Annotated in this window: 15 protein-coding genes and 1 pseudogene; 6 read left to right on the top strand and 10 right to left on the bottom strand. The window is 72.9% G+C overall.

Annotated features, from left to right (window positions below; all coding sequences use genetic code 11):
• Window positions 1–49: 49 nt before the first annotated feature.
• The 5 genes from ACH4UM_RS07930 to ACH4UM_RS07910 form a co-directional block, all read right to left on the bottom strand.
• Window positions 50–133, bottom strand: a complete 84-nt coding sequence (locus ACH4UM_RS07930) for a putative leader peptide (RefSeq protein WP_309486338.1) — start codon at window positions 131–133, stop codon at window positions 50–52.
• A gap of 127 nt (window positions 134–260) precedes the next feature.
• Window positions 261–833 carry a GNAT family N-acetyltransferase gene (locus tag ACH4UM_RS07925; protein ID WP_398175224.1) on the bottom strand — a complete coding sequence of 191 codons (573 nt, stop codon included), beginning with the start codon at window positions 831–833 and terminating at the stop codon, window positions 261–263.
• Window positions 834–1,100: 267 nt separating this feature from the next.
• On the bottom strand, window positions 1,101–2,477 hold the full coding sequence (locus ACH4UM_RS07920) for a hypothetical protein (RefSeq protein WP_398175223.1): 1,377 nt from the start codon (window positions 2,475–2,477) through the stop codon (window positions 1,101–1,103).
• A gap of 223 nt (window positions 2,478–2,700) precedes the next feature.
• The gene (locus ACH4UM_RS07915) at window positions 2,701–3,981 is read right to left on the bottom strand and encodes a GAF domain-containing protein (protein ID WP_398175221.1); all 1,281 of its coding nucleotides are present in this window, start codon (window positions 3,979–3,981) and stop codon (window positions 2,701–2,703) included.
• A 394-nt stretch (window positions 3,982–4,375) separates the two neighbouring features.
• Window positions 4,376–6,040, bottom strand: a complete 1,665-nt coding sequence (locus ACH4UM_RS07910) for an acyl-CoA dehydrogenase family protein (protein WP_398175219.1) — start codon at window positions 6,038–6,040, stop codon at window positions 4,376–4,378.
• Between the two features lie 144 nt (window positions 6,041–6,184).
• Between ACH4UM_RS07910 and ACH4UM_RS07905 the strand changes: the two genes are divergently transcribed.
• A complete protein-coding gene (locus ACH4UM_RS07905; RefSeq protein ID WP_398175217.1) occupies window positions 6,185–7,345 on the top strand; it encodes a YihY/virulence factor BrkB family protein in 1,161 nt (386 codons plus the stop codon).
• 36 nt (window positions 7,346–7,381) lie between these two features.
• Window positions 7,382–8,065 (top strand): annotated as a pseudogene (locus ACH4UM_RS07900) (helix-turn-helix domain-containing protein); the annotation flags it as partial.
• Here ACH4UM_RS07900 and ACH4UM_RS07895 read toward each other — a convergent pair.
• Both ACH4UM_RS07895 and ACH4UM_RS07890 read right to left on the bottom strand, forming a co-directional pair.
• Window positions 8,051–8,458: a VOC family protein gene (locus tag ACH4UM_RS07895; RefSeq protein ID WP_398175899.1), complete on the bottom strand. Its 408-nt coding sequence runs from the start codon at window positions 8,456–8,458 to the stop codon at window positions 8,051–8,053. The pseudogene ACH4UM_RS07900 and the gene ACH4UM_RS07895 sit on opposite strands and share 15 nt — an antisense overlap.
• A 73-nt stretch (window positions 8,459–8,531) precedes the next feature.
• Window positions 8,532–9,161: a VOC family protein gene (locus ACH4UM_RS07890; RefSeq protein ID WP_398175215.1), complete on the bottom strand. Its 630-nt coding sequence runs from the start codon at window positions 9,159–9,161 to the stop codon at window positions 8,532–8,534.
• A gap of 293 nt (window positions 9,162–9,454) precedes the next feature.
• On the opposite strand from ACH4UM_RS07890, the gene ACH4UM_RS07885 reads away from it, so the two are divergent.
• Window positions 9,455–10,318 (top strand): oxaloacetate decarboxylase, encoded by an 864-nt coding sequence (locus tag ACH4UM_RS07885; protein WP_398175213.1) that lies wholly within the window; start codon window positions 9,455–9,457, stop codon window positions 10,316–10,318.
• A complete protein-coding gene (locus ACH4UM_RS07880; RefSeq protein WP_398175211.1) occupies window positions 10,315–10,587 on the top strand; it encodes a hypothetical protein in 273 nt (90 codons plus the stop codon). Before ACH4UM_RS07885 ends, ACH4UM_RS07880 begins: the two co-directional genes overlap by 4 nt.
• A gap of 195 nt (window positions 10,588–10,782) precedes the next feature.
• On the opposite strand, the gene ACH4UM_RS07875 is transcribed toward ACH4UM_RS07880, so the two are convergent.
• Window positions 10,783–11,796: a hydroxyacid dehydrogenase gene (locus tag ACH4UM_RS07875; RefSeq protein ID WP_398175210.1), complete on the bottom strand. Its 1,014-nt coding sequence runs from the start codon at window positions 11,794–11,796 to the stop codon at window positions 10,783–10,785.
• Between the two features lie 286 nt (window positions 11,797–12,082).
• Between ACH4UM_RS07875 and ACH4UM_RS07870 the strand changes: the two genes are divergently transcribed.
• Window positions 12,083–13,669 carry a carboxylesterase/lipase family protein gene (locus ACH4UM_RS07870; RefSeq protein WP_398175208.1) on the top strand — a complete coding sequence of 529 codons (1,587 nt, stop codon included), beginning with the start codon at window positions 12,083–12,085 and terminating at the stop codon, window positions 13,667–13,669.
• 34 nt (window positions 13,670–13,703) lie between these two features.
• Here the strand turns inward: ACH4UM_RS07870 and ACH4UM_RS07865 are convergent, their stop codons facing one another.
• The gene (locus ACH4UM_RS07865) at window positions 13,704–14,441 is read right to left on the bottom strand and encodes a neutral zinc metallopeptidase (RefSeq protein ID WP_398175206.1); all 738 of its coding nucleotides are present in this window, start codon (window positions 14,439–14,441) and stop codon (window positions 13,704–13,706) included.
• Between the two features lie 275 nt (window positions 14,442–14,716).
• On the opposite strand from ACH4UM_RS07865, the gene ACH4UM_RS07860 reads away from it, so the two are divergent.
• Window positions 14,717–16,018: a hypothetical protein gene (locus tag ACH4UM_RS07860; RefSeq protein WP_398175204.1), complete on the top strand. Its 1,302-nt coding sequence runs from the start codon at window positions 14,717–14,719 to the stop codon at window positions 16,016–16,018.
• On the opposite strand, the gene mmuM is transcribed toward ACH4UM_RS07860, so the two are convergent.
• The gene (gene mmuM / locus ACH4UM_RS07855) at window positions 15,969–16,913 is read right to left on the bottom strand and encodes a homocysteine S-methyltransferase (protein WP_398175202.1); all 945 of its coding nucleotides are present in this window, start codon (window positions 16,911–16,913) and stop codon (window positions 15,969–15,971) included. The genes ACH4UM_RS07860 and mmuM overlap by 50 nt on opposite strands.
• Between the last annotated feature and the right edge of the window lie 291 nt (window positions 16,914–17,204).

The raw sequence follows: 17,204 nt of genomic DNA, 5'->3' as shown, positions 1-17,204 counted from the left end.
CGCGGCAGGCGAGGAAAAGCGGGGGGAGATCTACGGCGTCGCTGGCGGATCAGCTCGCCGGACAGATGGCGCTGGACATGCGGCCGAGGTCGACGTGCCGTCGACTCACCAAGGCGATTCCAGTTCCAGACATGACGGAAGCGTGGCACGGCGATCTGGACACAGTCCAGCTTCGTCCATCATGCGGACATCCTTGTCCCGGAATGTGAAACAAGGGTGTCGTTGATCACATGCCCCGGAAGCGGTTGCGTCTACCCAGGTCAGGCGGGGTACGCCCCCGGCCAGGGGCCCGGAGTCGCGACCTGGGGTTCCTGGTCGACCTTGGTGTCGAAGAGTTTGAACCCACGCCGCTGGTAGTTGTCCATCGCGTGCTCGCCGTCCTTGCTGCACGTGTGCAGCCAGACCCGCTTCGTCGCCTCCAGCCCGGCCCAGCGGTCGGCCAGATCCCAGGCGCGGGCGGTGCCGCAGGAGAGCAGGTGCCCGCCGATCCGCCGGCCGCGGAAGGCCGGGATCAGCCCGAAGTAGACGATCTCCACCACTGAGTCTTCCTGCGGCTCCAGCTCGACGTAACCCGCCGGTGTGCCCCGGTCGTAGGCCACCCATGTCTCGACACCCGGACGATCCAGGTGCTCCTGCCAGCGCGCGTACGTCCAGCCGAGCCGGTCCGTCCAGCGGATGTCGCCGCCGACCGAGGCGTACAGGAACCGGCTGAACTCGGGCGAGGGCATCTCGGAGCGGACGATCCGGACATCCCCCTCGGGCGCGGCGGCCGGGAGGAGGTCGCTCGGAGCGGTCTGCTCCAGGGACCAGGTGGTCACGGCGATGTTCGTCATGCCGGCCAGGGAATCATCCGGGCCGGGTTCGTGTCGACGCAGGTCCTGGTCCAGGTCCTGGGAACGGGCCGGCTCGGGCGTGGCGGACGGCCCGGGCGCAGCACTTGGTGACCGGGCGCCTGGCACCGGCACGGCGCCCGCTGCCCCGCGTCCGCCGGGGCGCCCGGTGTGCGCTGCCCGCCTCCGGCGTCGTGCCCGGCCGCCTGCGCTTCGTCCGCGCCGCCGGGTACCTGTCTTCCGTACCGCGGCGCCGCGCACCCGCCTCCCCTACCGCAGTGCCCGGTCGACCGAGGACAGCGGGAGCGCGAAGAGTGCCCGTCCCGACAGCGACCAGACCTCGCCGGTCCCGGCCGAGTAGGACAGCGAGCCGCTGCCGTCGCCCCAGCAGCGGTGCGTGTCCCCCGACCCGCACCGGGCCGCGTGCGCACCGCTGAGGTTCTGCCGCCACAGCGTGCCGTGGACGCTCTGCTTGCCGGCCGCGCGGGCCAGGTACCAGTCAGTGGCCCCGGCCGGACCCCGCCGGCGCGACAGCACACCCTGCACGCCGTCCACCTTCGTCTCGTAGGCCTCGCCCGCGAGCACGGTCCCGGCGGAGTCGGCGGCCAGCAGCCCGGAGCGGGCCGGGTCCGCACTGAAGTAGTAGCGCCACAGACGCGTGTGCCGGCCGCTGCCCCTGGGCGCCGGCTCGCTCGCGACCAGGCTGTCCGGCGCGGTACCGCGGTCCAGGGAGAGGCCGGTGGGACAGGGCGGACCGGAGCCGGCCGGACCTGAAGGGGCCGTACCTGCCGCACCGGCCGGGCCGTCCACCCGGTCGCAGCCGCCGCCGGCCGGGCGGTAGGAGGCGACCGCGGGCAGCACCCACCGGTATCCGTGCGCCGACCAGCCGCCGGGCACCCTGCCGATCGCGTCCCCGCCGGCGGTGGCGCGCTGGATGCGGTTCAGGTCGTAGACGTACAGCGCGTCGCGCTCGCCGCCGGAGGCGGTGACCATCAGCTTGTCCCGGTACCAGACCATCCCCGAAACGTGCGAGACGAGCCCGCGGTAGTCGCGGCCGCCGTCGACCGGGACGACGAGCAGTGCCCAGGTGTAGGTGGGGCGGGCCGGGTTGTCGGCGTTGATGAACGCCACCCGGGCGAGCCCGTGCTCGGCGCCGCTGCCGGCGTCGGTCCAGCCGGAGAGGATCACGCGGTGCGCGCCCCAGCGGCCGTCGGCGGCGGAGTCCCCGGAAGTGGTCACCGACTCCGGCTGCCACCGGCGGGTGGCGGCGTCGGCGGTGTCCCAGCAGTACGCGCGGGTGGCCGCCGGTTCGACGGGCAGTGCCTCCTTCTCCTCGCCGGTGCAGCCGCCCTCGTCGCGCATGGTGCGGTCGGTGCCGCTCAGCACCGCGTCGACCCCGACCGGGCGGCCCATCGCCGCCGCGAGCCGGTCCAGGGACTTTCGGGGCACGGACTGTTCCGTCAGCTCCAGCCGGGCCAGTTCGGCGGGGGAGGCCAGGGCCCTGAGGGCGCCGGGGTTGTCGGCCACGGTGGCCTGCGAGGCGCTGATCAGGGTGGCGGTGGCGGTCAGCGCGAGGGCGGTCCCGGACAGGACGGCCCGCACCACCCTGCCCCGTCTGCGCCGCCGGTGTCGGCCGCGATGCTTCATACAGCCCCCCTTTTCAGGGCTCGGTTCGCCTCCGGGCGCCCCGGTGGCCTGTCGGCCCGCCGGGGCGGTCCAACTGCGCCGGATGGTCCTTGCGTTGACCGAGGAGCAGGTGGGGTGACCCTTAGGCGATGCTACGGCAGTCCGGCGCGCCGCAGGACGAAGACCCTGCAAATATGCGGAAGATGCCACGCCCGGACCACTCGGGCCATCTCACGCCGGTCACTCACGGCACACCGGCCGACATCCGTCCCCGCCGCACCGCCGGTGCCGTCGAGTGCGGCAGCAGGTCCCGCGGGTCCTCGGGGAGCACCAGACGGACCTCGGCGTCCTCGCGGAAGCGGTACGGCCGGTGCTCCAGGAACGCCCCCAGATAGCGCCTCACCCGGGACATCTCGGCCCGGACCGTCACCCGGCGGGCCGGGTCGCCGAAGACGTCCGCGGCCAGGCCCGCCGCGCTGCGCCCGGCCCGGTGCACGGCGAGCAGATAGAGCAACTCGGCGTGGCGGGGGCTCAGTTCGTGGGTCCAGGAGCCCACGGAGCCCGAGACGGTGACCTGCCAGCGGCGCGCCCGGCCCAGGTCGAGCACGATCCGGGTCGCCTCGTGCGGGGCGGGCTCCTCACCGGCCCGCACCAACCAGCCACCCGCCAGTGGCTCCAGGGAGCACAGGCCGACGGCCGGTAGCCAGCGGCGTCCCGCCGACGGCGACTTGGGCAGCGCAATCCGCGCGACGTACGGCATTCCGGACACGGCCGCGGTCCAGCCGTCCCGGTCCACCACCGCCGCCCGGCCGCCCAGCCGGGCCAGTACCGGCGCACCCACCGCGCGCAGCCGCTCCAGCGAGATCAGATGCAGCTCCCGCAGTTTCGCCTCGGCCAGCTTGGCCACCGAGTCCACCCAGGCCAGCGTGGCCGGATGCATGGTCTCCAGCGGGCCGCTGACGTCCACCACGCCGAGCAGCCGGCCGTCCCGCGGGTCGGTGATGGGGGCGCCGGTGCAGGTCCACTTGGCGTGCGAGCGGACGAAGTGCTCGGAGGCGAAGACCTGGACGGGCCGGCGCACCACGGCCGAGGTGCCCACCCCGTTGGTGCCGACGACGTCCTCCCGCCAGTCCGCGCCGAGTTCGAGGCCCAGCCCGTCGGCCCTGCGCAACACCGACGAACTGCCCTCGCGCCACAGCACCCGGCCCTCCGCGTCGGCGACCACCATGATGTGGTGGGCGACGTCCGCGACCGACAGAAGTCCCTCGCGCAGCACCGGCAGCGCCTGCCGCAGCCCGGACGCCTCCCGGCGCCGCTCCACCTCCTCGCGGGACAGCAGCCCGGAGCGGAAGTCGTGGTCGGGATCCACGCCGCTGCGCAGCATCCGCTCCCAGGACTGCCCGATCACCGGGCGTGGAGCCACCTGCGCGCGCTGTCCGGCGAGCGTCGCCGAACGCACCTCGCTGAGCACCCGCGCCGCGTCGACGGCGGCGAGCTGCGTCACGTCCACCGGCGCTTTCGCCACTGCGTCCTCCCGCCAGAAGGGGCCACGGACAACCGGTTTCCCCGGGGCGTTCCCCTCACGCCCCGGCGTCCGTTCCGGCTGTCCGGTTCATAGTGCCGCCCGGCGCGGGCGGACGGGTCCAGTCCGGTCACTGCGGCCCGTGAAGTTGCAACCCCTTGCAACCCTGGTGAACAGGCGTGAGGTGCTTGAAACTTGTCCAACGTCGCTGCGTGCGGCGTATGCGGCCGCGTAGGGCCGGCCAGCGGGGGTGGTGCCGTGTCGGCGCAGCACCACCCCCGCGCCGTGTCCGGAAAGCGTCTGCGGACCCGGTCGCCGGTGCCGCCCCGTGGCGGACCTGGCGACCGGTTTCCGTCAGGCGACCGCTTTCCATCGGGCGACCGCTCTCCGTTCTCCGTCAGGCCACCGCCCGCGCCCGTTCCACCACCGACTTGAGGTTCAGGGAGTGCGGCAGGGTGCCGAACGCCCCGCCCCAGTCGCCGCCCAGGCGCGAGGCGCAGAACGCGTCGGCGACCTCCGGCGGCGCGTGGCGCACCAGCAGCGCGCCCTGCAGCACCAGCGCGAGCCGCTCGACCAGGCGCCGGGCGCGGGCCTCGATCCCGTCCAGGTCGGCCAGTTCGGTGAGCAGGTTCTTGATCGCCCCGTCCAGCCGGTGGTCGGCGCCGCGCGCCAGGCCCACCTCCCGCAGATACGCGTCGAGCGCCTGCGGTTCGCGCCGCAGCGCCCGCAGCACGTCCAGCGCCTGGACGTTGCCGGCGCCCTCCCAGATCGAGTTGAGCGGCGACTCCCGTACCAGCCGTGGCATCTGGGACTCCTCGACGTACCCGTTGCCGCCCAGGCACTCGGAGGCCTCCACGGCCAGGGGCGCGCACCGCTTGGTCACCCAGTACTTGGCCGCCGGCACCGCGATCCGCAGCAGCGCCCGCTCCTGCTCGCTGTCGTCGTCGTAGGCGGCCGCGAGCCTGAGCGCGAGCGTCGTCGCCGCCTCCGACTCCAGCGCCAGGTCGGCCAGCACGTTGCGCATCAGCGGCTTGTCGACGAGCCGGCCGCCGAACGCGGCCCGGTGGGAACAGTGGTGCACCGCCTGCGCCACCGCCTGCCGCATCAGCCCCGCCGAGCCCAGCGCGCAGTCCAGACGCGTCGCCGCCACCATCTCGATGATGGTGCGCACCCCGCGCCCCTCCTCACCGACCCGGCGCGCCCAGGTCCCGTCGAACTCGACCTCGCCCGAGGCGTTCGACCGGTTGCCCAGCTTGTCCTTCAGCCGCTGGATCAGGAACACGTTCCGCGTGCCGTCCGCCAGCACCCGCGGCACCAGGAAACAGGTCAGCCCTCCGCCGTCGCCTCCGGCACGGGAGGTACCTCCAGGGACCTGCGCCAGCACCAGGAACCCGTCCGACATCGGCGCCGAGCAGAACCACTTGTGCCCGGTCAGCTCGTAGGCGCCGTCCTCGGCGAGCGGCCGCGCGGCGGTGGTGTTGGCCCGTACGTCGCTGCCGCCCTGCTTCTCGGTCATGCCCATCCCGAACAGCGCTCCGGCCTTCAGGTGCGCCGGCCGCAACTCCCGGTCGTAGATCATGGACGTCAGCCGCGGCTCCCACTCGGCCGCCGTCTCCGGGTCGGTACGCAGCGCGGGAACCGCGGCGTGGGTCATCGACAGCGGGCAGGCGGTGCCCGCCTCGACCTGCGTCCACACCAGGAACGCGGCCGCCCGCCGCACATGCCCCGCCGGACGCGTCCAGGCCGCGGTCAGGCCCGCCGAGACGCCCTTGCCGAGCAGCCGGTGCCAGGCCGGGTGGAACTCGACCTCGTCGATGCGGTTGCCGTAGCGGTCGTGCGTGCGCAGCCTCGGCGGGTTCTCGTTGGCCTGCGCGCCCCACTCCTGCAGCTGCGCCGAGCCGGCGGACCGGCCGAGCGCCGCCAGCTCGCCGCGCACCTCCGCGAGCAGACCGGCCTCGACGTGCCGCTCCACCGCCCCGACCAGGGCCCGGTCGGCGGTGAAGACGTCGTAGCCGGCCAGCGGCGGCGGCTGATTGGTCACGGGGTGAGTGCTGGCAGCCATGAACGGAACCTACCCCGTGGTACGCCCCCGGTCACCACACGGCCGGGCGGGCCGGATCGGCGGGGTTCCCGCGGACGGTGTCCTGCCTGGTCGACGCCCCTGGCGGAGGAGAGGGACCGGGCACGACGGAGATACCTTTAGGGCGTGCAGTCAGCCAGCGAAACCCCCGACAGGCCGTCCGGCCGCCTCCACCGGGCGCGAGCCCTGTACCGGAACGTCTCCAAGCGCAGGACAGCCTGGCTGCTGCTCAAGGACACCGTCAACTCGTGCATGGAGTACCGGATCCTGGGCCTCGCGGCCGAGGCCGCCTTCTTCTCCCTGCTGTCGGTGCCACCGCTGCTGCTCAGCCTCATCGGACTGCTCTTCTACGTCGACGCCTGGACCGGTGCGCACACCATCGCCGGCCTGGAGCGCAACATCCTCGAGGCCTCCCGCACGGTCCTGTCCGACCAGGGCGTCAAGGAGATCACCCAGCCGATACTGCGGGACGTGATGAAGGGCGGCCGCCCCGATGTGATCTCCATCGGGTTCGTGTTCGCCCTGTGGTCGGGCTCTCGCGCGGTGAACGTCTTCATCGACACCATCACCGTCATGTACGGCCTGGACGGTGTCCGTGGCATCGTCAGGACCCGGATGCTGTCCTTCGGGCTGTTCGTCGTCGCCCTGCTGATCGGCTCGATCGCGCTGCCGCTGATGGTGGCGGGCCCGGACGCGGTGGTGCGGATCGTGCCGTGGTCGACGACCGTCGTCCAGGTGCTGTACTGGCCCGTCGTGATCGTCCTGTCCGTCGCCTTCCTGACCACGCTGTACCACGTGTCCGTCCCCGTGCGCTCGCCCTGGATCGAGGACGTCCCCGGCGCCCTGGTGGCCCTGGCCATGTGGGTGGTGTGCAGCTTCCTGCTGCGCATCTACCTCACCAGCACCGTCGAGGGCCCCACCATCTACGGCTCGCTCGCCGCGCCGGTCGCCGTGCTGCTGTGGATCGGTGTGTCCGCGTTCGCCGTGCTGGTGGGGGCGGCGGTCAACGCCGCCATCGACCGGGTCTGGCCGGCCGCCGCGACGGCCGCCGCCCGTGCCGCCAACGAGCGGGTGCGCGAGGCGCAGATCGCCGAGTACGTGGCCCGCGCCGCCGCGGCCCGCGAGAGCGACCCGGACGACCCCGACATGCCCTCCGAGTTCCCCGAACGCTGGTCGCGCTTCCTGCCCCCGGAGGACGTCACGGCCCGGCTGCGCACCCATGTGAAGAGCACGCACGTGCGCGGCCCGCACAAGGACGAGCAGGACGGTTCGTCCCCGGAGAAGTGAATCTCCGCGCTCTGCTCCTCGGCATAGCCTGGCGGCGTGTACGAGGAACGGCCCTCCCGGCTGCCCGGCGCCGTGGTCTGGCGCAACACCCCGGCTCCCACCGGGGCCCGGCCCGTGCTGCCCGACGGGTGCATGGACCTGCTGTGGAGCCACGGCCGGCTGCTGGTCGCCGGACCGGACACCCATGCCTACGACCCCGGGGGCGCGCCCGCGTCCTGGGCCGGCGTGCGGTTCTTCCCCGGCACGGCGCCCGCCTGCCTGGGCGTGCCCGCCCACGAGCTGCGCGACCGGCGTGTCGATCTCGCCGAGTTGTGGCCCGCGACGGTGGTCCGCCGGCTGCGCGGACGCCTCGACGCCGCGGCCGACCCGGCCGCCGCGCTGGAGGAGGTGGCCCTGGAACGGGCGGCCGAGGCGGGGCCGCCCGATCCGCTGGCCGCCCGGATCGTCGCCGCCCTGGACGCCGGGCGCCCGGTAGCCGTGACCGCCGACGAACTCGGTCTCGGCGCCCGCCAGTTGCACCGCCGCTGCCTGACCGCCTTCGGCTACGGACCCAAGACGCTGGCCCGCGTGCTGCGGCTGCAACGGGCCCTCACGCTGGCCCGCGCCGGTGTGCCGTACGCACAGACCGCGGCCCGGGCCGGATACGCGGACCAGGCCCATCTGGCGCGCGACGTGCGCGACCTGGCGGGGATGCCTTTGGGCCGGCTACTGGGTGGCGGCCCCGGGCAGCGGCGCGAACAGGTCGACACCATTGCCGTCCGGGTCGTGCACGACCGCATACCGCATCCCCCAGAAGGCGTCCCACGGCTTGAGCTCGCCGTGGTATCCGGCGCCGACCAGGTCGTCGTACACGGCGTTCACATCGGCGGGCGCCGCGCAGCGGAAGGCGAGCGAGACGCGGCCTCCCCCGGCCGCCGGCCGCCACCCGGGGTAGAAGGAGCGGACGGTCTCCTCGGTGTCCAGCGCGAGCGTCAGCCCGCCGGGCAGCTCGGCCTCGACGTGCGGCTGAGCCTCGGCCCCCTCGGGGAAGACCAGCCCGAGACGGCGGTAGAAGGCGAGGGAGGCGGCGAGGTCGGAGGCGACCACGCCGATCACGGCGAATCGTGGAGTCATGCCGCCACCGTAGGCACGGCGCCGGCCGCCGGTCTTGAAGGAACCGGACATGAACGCGCCGGATGCGAAGCCGTCAGCCGAAGGTCACCGGCCCGCGCGGGGTGTCCACCGTGAAGGAGAGGGCGACCGGTCCCTCGGTGAGTACCAGGTCGGCGTCGACCGCGGACAGCAGCGGACGCAGTTCGTCCGGGTCGGGGGCGCTCGCGGACAGGGCCAGCAGGGGTGTGACCGGGAGTCCCGAGGCGGCCGGGTGCGCGGAGGCGCCCCAGTCGATGAGGAAGGGCACCAGACCGGAGGGGTGCCCGGCACCGTCGGTGAGCCGCCACCGCAGCAGGCTGCCGTCGGGCCGGCGGCGGCTCATCTCCCGTACCTCACCGGGGTCGTAGCCGCGGGCCCGCGCGGTCGCGACCGCCGTGTCCAGGTCGGGCCGGCCGATCGCCCAGGTGATCGTCCGGGCCGCGGGCAGCTCGTCCACCCCGAAGGGGCGCGTGCCCGCCGGCGCGGGCTGCTCCGGGTCCGGGCCGATGATCTCCAGATAGCGGCAGCCGCCCAGGGCGACCAGATGGTTGCGGGTTCCGAGCCCGACATGGGCGCCGCCCGCGGCCGGCGTCACACCGGTGCGCCGGGTGAAGCCGGCGACCGTGGCCGCCAGATCGGGGGTCGCGAGGACGAGGTGGTCCAGCCGCGCGGGGATGGCGTTCATCCCGCCTCAGGCTACGCGGCCCGGGGCGCCCCGGGCCGGCACTGCGACGCCGCACTGCACCGCACGGCACGCGTGCTCGCCCACGCCGGCGAGCCGACGTACCGGAGCAGCGGCACTGGCGCCGACCAGTGACGTTTCTCCGGTGAAGCCGCTACGCCATTGGAGTGAGTAAAGGGTTTCTCATGGCCGCCCCCTGCATAGATATAGAGATGCTCTTGTTCCGGCAAAGGGCCGCCGTGTCGCGACGGTCCTGCTGCCGCTGTGCGTCCAACCCCCCACGGAGGAGTCACCCAGTGACTTACGGCAAGAACCTGCGCGAGCGGATCGCCGGGCAGGGCACCACCCCGCTGATCGGTGTGTACGACATGTACTCGGCGTCGATCGCGGCCGAGCACTACGACGGGATGTTCGTCTCCGGCTTCGGCTTCGCGGCGTCCCACTACGGACTGCCGGACATCGGCTTCATCGCCTGGCCGGACATGGTGGCGTTCGTCCAGCGGCTGCGGGGCGCGTTCCCCGCACACCACCTGCTGGTCGACATCGACGACGGCTACGTCGACCCCGGAGCCGCCTGTCACGTGGTGGAGGGACTGGAACGCATCGGGGCCTCCGGCGTGATCCTGGAGGACCAGAAGCGGCCCCGCCGGTGCGGGCACGCCGACGGCAAGCAGGTGCTGCCACTGGGGGAGTACCTGGAGAAGCTCGAGAAGGTGCTGGCCACCCGGCAGGACCTGGTCGTGGTGGCCCGTACCGACGCCACCGACGAGCACGACATCCTGCACCGCGCCAGGACCCTCGCCGCCACCGACGCCGACGTGATCCTCGTGGACGGCATCCGCAGCGTGGAGTGGATCCGCCGGGTGCGGGACGTGGTGGGCGACAAGCCGCTGCTGTTCAACCAGATCGCCGGCGGCAGGTCCCCACGCCTGTCGCTGGGGGAGTTGTCCGCGCTCGGCGTGGACGTCGCGATCTACAGCACGCCGTGTCTCTTCGCCGCGCACGAGGCGATGGACACCGCGCTCGCCGAGCTCAGGCGCACCGACGGCAGGCTGCCCGAGGTGGACGCCGTGAGCGGGGTCGGCGTGCAGGCCGCCACCCGCTTGCTGGAGCGCAACATGGCGGGCCGGCGGCCCGACCGCGAGGGCGTGGGCCGGTGAGCGGGACCGTACCCCGGCTCGGCACGGCCGCCGCGGCGCTGGCGGTCACGGCGCTGCTGGGCGCTGTCGCGGCCGCGCCCGCCGCCGCGACCGACGGCCTGATCACCGTCCTCGACAACTCCCATGCCGACTCCGTCCTCGAGGTCGACCGCACGGCGAACGTCCAGACCGGCAGCGGCACCGCCGGCAGCGACCACGACGGCAGCGCCGTCGCCCTGATGCAGGCGCTCGTCGGCGCGGGACACGGCGGGGAGGAGGACGGCGGCTGACGAGACGGCCGCGTGCGGTCGCCGCGGGCTGCCACGGCCGTCGCCGTCACGCTGTGGTGATCACCACGGTCAGCCCGGCAGTCGCCCCGAACGGCCGTGTGCCGCCCGGCCGTTCGGGGCGCGGCCCGCACCGGTGGACGCGGGGCAGCGCTGCTGCTCCGCGTCGCCCCCCGTGCCGTCGGCGGACGGCGGGGGTCAGGCGACCCGGGACAGGTCGGCCCGGTGCACCCGGTGTGCCGGTGGCAGCCCGGCGGCCAGGCGCTCCAGTTCCTCCACGACGGTGCGGCCCAACCGCTCCAGCTCGTTGCCGAGGGAGCCCGCGATGTGCGGCGTGAGAAAGACGTTGGGCAGGGTGAACAGCGGGGAGTGGGCGGGCAGCGGCTCGGGGTCCGTGACGTCGAGAACGGCGTTCAGCCGGCCGGAGACCAGCTCGTCGGTGAGGGCCTCGTGGTCGACCAGGGCGCCGCGGGAGGTGTTGATCAGTACCCCGCCGTCCCGGATCAGGGCGAGCCGCGCGCGGTCGAGCATGTGGCGGGTCTCGGGAATGCCGGGGGCGTGCAGGCTGACGATGTCGCTGCGGCGCAGGAGCTCGTCCAGGTCCAGCGGTTCGGCACCGAGCGCGGCGGCCCCGGAGGCGTCCACGTACGGATCGTGGAGCAGCACTTCGAAGTCGTACGGCCGCAGCAGCTCCAGCAGCCGGCGGCCCACCCGCGAGGCGCCGACGACCCCGACGCGGCGGCCCATGTTGCCGATGGCCGCGGTGTCGGCGGCGGAGGGCGGGACGCGGGTGGTGCGGTAGCGCTCGCGGTGGGCGAAGGCGTCCTTCCCGGCCAGCAGGATCACGGCCAGCGTGTACTCCGCGACCGGGAGGGCGTTCGCCGCCACCGCGCTCGAGACCGCGATCCCGCGCTCCCACACGGCCTCATCGACCAGCGGACGGACCGACCCCGCCGCATGCAGCACGGTGTGCACCCGTGGAGCCGCGCTCAGGGCGGCGGCGTCGAGGCGGGGGCAGCCCCAGCCGGTGACCAGCACGTCGGCGGCCGCCAGTGGCCCGGCCACGGCGGGGTCGGCGAAATCCCGCACGACGAGGTCCGGGTCGATGCCGGCCGTTCGGCGCAGCCGCCTCATCAGGGGTGGCGGAAAGAGCCGGGACAGGTGCACCGGGTCCATGGCGAACACGGCCATGGGCGGCTGGGCGCTGGGCATGACTCTCCCGAGGGTGCGAAGGACGCTGTCCGAAAGCGCCTTCTACCGTAGATTCCGGCCGCGAGCCAGGGGGCCGTCGACGAGGCGGACGACGAGGCGGACACGGGGGCGGGACCACCACGGCGTCCGAAGGGCGCACGTCGAACACACCCGTGCCGTCATACGGACGGGGGTGTTTGCACCCCGGTGTTCGTGGCGCCGGCGCCCGGAATAGCGAGCGACGAGGGCGTGCTCCAGTGTTACTGGTGTTACCGGTGCACGAGCGCTGCGAAGGGCTGGTGGGCACATGACGGCAGACCCGGCGGACCCCGTGGCCGGGACGCCCTACGGGGCGGTACGCGGCAGGTACGAGCACGCGGTGGCGGTGTTCAGGGGCATCCCGTACGCCGCGCCACCCTTCGGCCCGCGCCGGTTCCGGCCGCCGGAGCCGCCCGAGCCCTGGGACGGGGTGCGCGACGCGGCCTCCTTCGGCCCGACCGCGCCCAAGCCGCCGTACTCGGAGGCCTTCGCCCAGTATCTGTCCGACCCGGCCGTTCCCGGCGACGACTGCCTCAACCTCAATGTGTGGACGCCGGAGCCGGACCCGGGCGCCCGGCTCCCGGTCATGGTGTGGCTGCACGGCGGAGCACTCACCCGCGGCTCCTCGGCCGTGCCCGTGTACGACGGGCGCACCTTCGCCCGCGACGGAGTCGTCTTCGTCTCGGTCAACTACCGACTCGGCGTCGAGGGCTACGGACTGTTCCCCGACGCCCCCGCCAACCCCGGCCTGCGCGACCAGCTCGCCGCCCTGCACTGGGTGCACGAGTCGATCACGGCCTTCGGCGGCGACCCCGGCCGGATCACCCTGTGCGGCCAGTCGGCCGGGGCGATCAGCGTCGGCGCCCTGATCGCCGCCCCGCAGGCGCAGGGCCTCTTCCGGCGCGCCGTCCTGCAGAGCGGGCCGCCGGAGGCCTCCGACCGCGACAAGGTGCGGCGGATGGTGCGCCGCATGGCGACCCGGCTGAGGATCCCCGCCACCGCCGCGGCCTTCGCCGCCGTCGACCGGGACCTGCTGCTGCGCACCCAGGCCGAGATCGGCCGGCTGAGCAGCCCGGTCCTCGGCGGCCCCGCCTTCGGCATCGTCGTCGACGGCGACCTCGTACCCCGCGACCCCCTGGCCGCACTGGTGGAGGGGGAGGCGGCCGGATGTGCCGACCTGCTCATCGGCTGGACCCGCGACGAGTACCGGCTGTGGCTGGTGCCGGGTGGGCTGCTGGAGCGCGTCGACCGGCTCGGCCCGGTCGCCCTGGCCGGTGCCATGGCCCGCTGCCACTGCGGCCACGAGGTGGTCCGCGGCTACCGCGCCCTGCACCCGCGCGCCGGCGTCGCCGACACCGTCGGCCAGCTGGTCACCGACCACCTGCTGCGCCGCCCGCTGCACCGACTGGCCGACGCCCGCCCCGGGTCCTCGTACGTCTACGAGTTCGCCTGGCCCTCGCTGCTCCCCGGGCTCGGCGCCTGCCACGCCCTGGAGCTCGGCTTCGTCTTCGACACCGGCGACGTGCCCGACTCCCGCCGGCTCGCCGGCGAGGGCGCCCCGCGGGAGCTGGCCGACGTGATGCACGCGGCCTGGGTGCGCTTCGCCGCCGAGGGCGACCCCGGCTGGCAGGCGTGGGACGCGACGCACCCGGTGCGGATGTTCGGCGACGGCGCGCCGTACACCGCGCACGGACCGCGCGATGCGGAACTCGCCCTGTGGACGGCCGACGCCGCCGCCCGCGAGGCCGTTGCGGCACCGACTTCGGCCAGTGATGCGACCACGCGCGATCGCGATACGGAAATGCGCTCGGTCCTGCGGCGCCTGCGCCGCCCCGGCGGCGTCCGCGGGCAGTGAGGGGCGAGGCCGCCAAAGCGGGTGCTCCCACGCCTCAGCTCACGGCTCTCCAGTACTTCGCCACACACGCCGCGGGGGTGCGGGACGCGTATCGGCCGGGGACGCCGTTGAACCCGACGAGTACGGCGTCCCCGCGCTCGGCAGGAGTGCCGTGGTGCGTGGGCGAGGAGTAGTCGTAGTCGCCGATCTTCTCCAGCGTGGTCACGGCCTCGCGCACGTCCGACCGCCTCAGACGGGTGTGAGCCGCCCAGACGCCGGCCATGCAGTCGGCCAGCAGCTCATCCCACTTCCCCGTCGGCGCCGCGTACTCGACCCCGCGTTGCTCGAACTGCCACCTGAGTTCCGCTGTCACGTAGTGGGCGAACTCGTGCGCCGCGATGATGGCAGCCGAGTGGTCTCCTGCCGTCCGGGACGGACGGCCGAGGATGTCACCCTCCCAGATTCTCTGCAGGGTGGTCACGGGCAGGAAGAGGGTGCCGGCACTGCCGGAGGACCGCTGGTCGGCCTGGCAGTAGAACGCGTTCGGGTAGTCGGCCCGGACGATGATCAAATGCTTTGCGTCGATGCACCGTGAGCGGGCCGACTGCTGCTGCGGCGTGACGAGGACGTAACTCACCTGCCGGTGTGGCAGCCCGAGCCGCCCGAAGAATCCGGCCCACGTCGCGTCCAGATCGCTGAGGACGTTACGCAGATACGCGCTGACCTCTGCGGTGGTCGGCTGTCTGAGGCTCTGGGGTGCGGACGTGCCGTCCGATTCCAGGGGCAACCGCAAGTGGCCCAGTGCGGCGGTCGGTTTGGCCGGGGAATACGCGACCGGTGTGCCGGCTCCTCCTGCGGAACCGGATGCGACGGGCGCGCATCCAAGGCCGCCTGCCAGCAGGCACAGGCTCGCGGCGAGGCGTATGAGGGAAGAGGATTTCATGCCTCCGGTCTAAGCCGTATGGGCAGGTGCCGCATGCACACGCGGTCAATCGGGTGAACGCGGTCGCAACCCCTCGACGTTTTCGTTATCGTCCGCAGCGCCCCGTCCGAGTCGAAAGGTCATCCATGCCCAGGCTGTGGCGCCCGGACACCTTTGGCGAACGCGAGGCCCGGGCAGGATGGACCTGGGTCGTCCCGGCGCTGTTCGCGTTGAACCTTGTCGTCACCGCTTGCTTCCTCGGGCGTTTCGGAGTCGAGGACGTCACTGAGGCGCTGGCCTTCACCGGCAATTTCGCAGGCCTGATGATGCTGGTGGCGGCAGCCGTCGCGCTGGTGGGTGCGGTCGCCGTGCCGGCACTCTATCTCCGGAGCGGCTCCTCCTACATCAAGCTGTTCGCCCTGGTGGGCACGGCCACGGCTTTCGTGGCGAACCTCATGCTGATGGTCAGTACGGTGAGAGACGGCGAGTCCGTTCCGTACACCGTTCTGTGGTGTGTTCTGGCTCCGGTATCCGCCTGGTCGGTGGTTGCGGTCTACCGGACTCCGGTGGACATCCCGGCGCCCAAGAGCGTCGGAGTCGCCGCTGCGGTGGCTGCGCTGGTGGCTGCCGCGAACTTCGGGTACAACCAGCTCTACCAGCCCTACAAGGAGATGCCTTCGCCCGAGGTCACCGTGGTACTGGGCGATCCCGTCCTGAGCCCCGAGAAGAAGGCCTTTGTCCTGCCTGTGCATTTCACCTTCGAAAACCGAAGCGATGTGGGCATGTATATGCTCGGCAGTCAGTTCTGGGTTGCCGGGCGGGACGAGAAGACGGTCTCCTCGGCTCGCTCGGGGCCGGTGTGGCGCACGGACTTCGAAAGGGGCTGGGCCTCGAATCGCTGGGCGCTGACCCCGTCCACGCGTATTATCACCTTCGGGGTCTGGATGCCGGATTTCGGCAGTTGGCTCGCTCCGCACGAGACGTTCACGACCACCAGAATGGTTCAGTTGCCGATCGGGATTCCCTGCGATGAGATTCGCGTGTTCGCCGACATGGCCTGTGCGCGTACGGACAGGATGTGGGTCGAGTCGAACTGGACGCGGGAAAGTTCCTGGGGCCCTGGAGTAAAGCACCCCGGCTGGGTCAAGAAAGGATTTGACTTCCTCCACTACCGGACTCGTATCCGTGAGAACAACTCGATCGCGGAACACACCAGAGAGCCGCGTTACCTCGACTACTGGTGGCTTTTCGGAGACAATCCGGGGTACGCCTTCCCGGACATCACGAAGAAAAGTGAAGCGGGTCGGAATCTGACGGACGAGGAAGGTCATCGGCTGTACAGCCGGTACGGGCTGGCGCGCATCAATTCGGGATATGTCTCCAGGTCCCTGTGGGATCTCAAGAGACAGGCCGGCAGTCGGCCCGCACCGTCCGCGCCACCTCCCTGATGGCCTCCGGCCCCACCCGGCAGCACCCGCCGATCAGCCGGGCCCCGGCGGCGCACCAGCCCGCCACCTGTTCGGTGGTGAAGGTGGAGCGGCCCCTCCAGGCGCGCGCCTCCGCGTCCCAGGTCTCACCGCTGTTGGGGTAGACGACGACCGGCTTGCCGGTGACGCGGGCGGCCGTCTCCACCGCGGCGGCCGCGTCCTGGGGAGCGCAGCAGTTCACGCCGACCGCGACCACCTCGTCCGCGTCGGCGGCCAGGGCGAACGCCTCCTCGAGCGGCTGCCCGGCACGGGTGCGCCCGCCCGCGACGGTGTACGACAGCCAGGCCGGTACCCCGAGCCCGTGCACCGCCCGCAGCAGCGCCCTCGCCTCGTCGGTGTCCGGTACCGTCTCCAGGGCCAGCACGTCCGGCCGGGCGGCGGCCAGCACCTCCAGGCGGGGCCGGTGGAAGCGCTCCAGCTCCCCGCCCGTCAGGCCGTAACGGCCCCGGTACTCGGAGCCGTCCGCGAGCATCGCCCCGTACGGCCCGGCCGACGCGGCCACCCACAGCGGCCCGGTCACGCCCCTCGCCGCCGCCTGCCGGGCCGCCTCGTAAGCCAGCTCCACGCTGCGGCACATGAGTTCGGCGGACCGCTCCCGCCCGATCCCGTGCTTGCCGAACCCCTCGAAGGTGGCCTGGTAGCTTGCGGTGATCGCCACCCTCGCACCCGCCTCGAAGTAGGCCAGGTGCGCCTCGGTGATCGCCTCGGGCCGATCGGCCAGCAGCCGCGCCGACCACAGCTCGCCGCTCAGATCGTGCCCCGCCGCCCTCAGCTGGTTGGACATCCCGCCGTCGAGCACGACCGTCCCGGCGGCAAGGGCTTCGGCGAGGCCGGGGGAGGTGCCTTCGCTGGTCATGTCACGACGTTAGTGCTGCGACCGGAAAGGTTCACCGGCTCGCGACGCCCGGCACGGCGCCTCGCCACGTTGTCGCATCACCCGAGTAGATCCTGTACGCGGGCGATGCTCCGCCTTGCGATGCACCGCACCGGGGGCCGCGAGCTTTCCGGCAGACCTTTCCGGCCACAGCACCAGCGGATACGGCCGGGTGGACGCCGGGCTCGGCCGGAAGGCGGACGGTACCCCGGACCTCGGCGTACCCGCCCCGACCACGCAGGCGCGTGCATGACATGAGACGCCTCCATGCGC

Origin of the sequence: Streptomyces sp. NPDC020801 (assembly GCF_044334385.1) — a bacterium.
Taxonomy (GTDB): Bacteria; Actinomycetota; Actinomycetes; order Streptomycetales; family Streptomycetaceae; genus Streptomyces.
This window is presented reverse-complemented; position numbering and strand designations above follow the sequence as displayed.

Bases quoted from the DNA above. Each gene is read 5' to 3' on its own strand.
- ACH4UM_RS07930 (WP_309486338.1), bottom strand. From the start codon at position 133: ATGTCTGGAACTGGAATCGCCTTGGTGAGTCGACGGCACGTCGACCTC.
- ACH4UM_RS07925 (WP_398175224.1), bottom strand. From the start codon at position 833: ATGACGAACATCGCCGTGACCACCTGGTCCCTGGAGCAGACCGCTCCG.
- ACH4UM_RS07920 (WP_398175223.1), bottom strand. From the start codon at position 2,477: ATGAAGCATCGCGGCCGACACCGGCGGCGCAGACGGGGCAGGGTGGTG.
- ACH4UM_RS07910 (WP_398175219.1), bottom strand. From the start codon at position 6,040: ATGGCTGCCAGCACTCACCCCGTGACCAATCAGCCGCCGCCGCTGGCC.
- ACH4UM_RS07895 (WP_398175899.1), bottom strand. From the start codon at position 8,458: ATGACTCCACGATTCGCCGTGATCGGCGTGGTCGCCTCCGACCTCGCC.
- ACH4UM_RS07890 (WP_398175215.1), bottom strand. From the start codon at position 9,161: ATGAACGCCATCCCCGCGCGGCTGGACCACCTCGTCCTCGCGACCCCC.
- ACH4UM_RS07875 (WP_398175210.1), bottom strand. From the start codon at position 11,796: ATGCCCAGCGCCCAGCCGCCCATGGCCGTGTTCGCCATGGACCCGGTG.
- ACH4UM_RS07870 (WP_398175208.1), top strand. From the start codon at position 12,083: ATGACGGCAGACCCGGCGGACCCCGTGGCCGGGACGCCCTACGGGGCG.
- ACH4UM_RS07860 (WP_398175204.1), top strand. From the start codon at position 14,717: ATGCCCAGGCTGTGGCGCCCGGACACCTTTGGCGAACGCGAGGCCCGG.
- mmuM (WP_398175202.1), bottom strand. From the start codon at position 16,913: ATGACCAGCGAAGGCACCTCCCCCGGCCTCGCCGAAGCCCTTGCCGCC.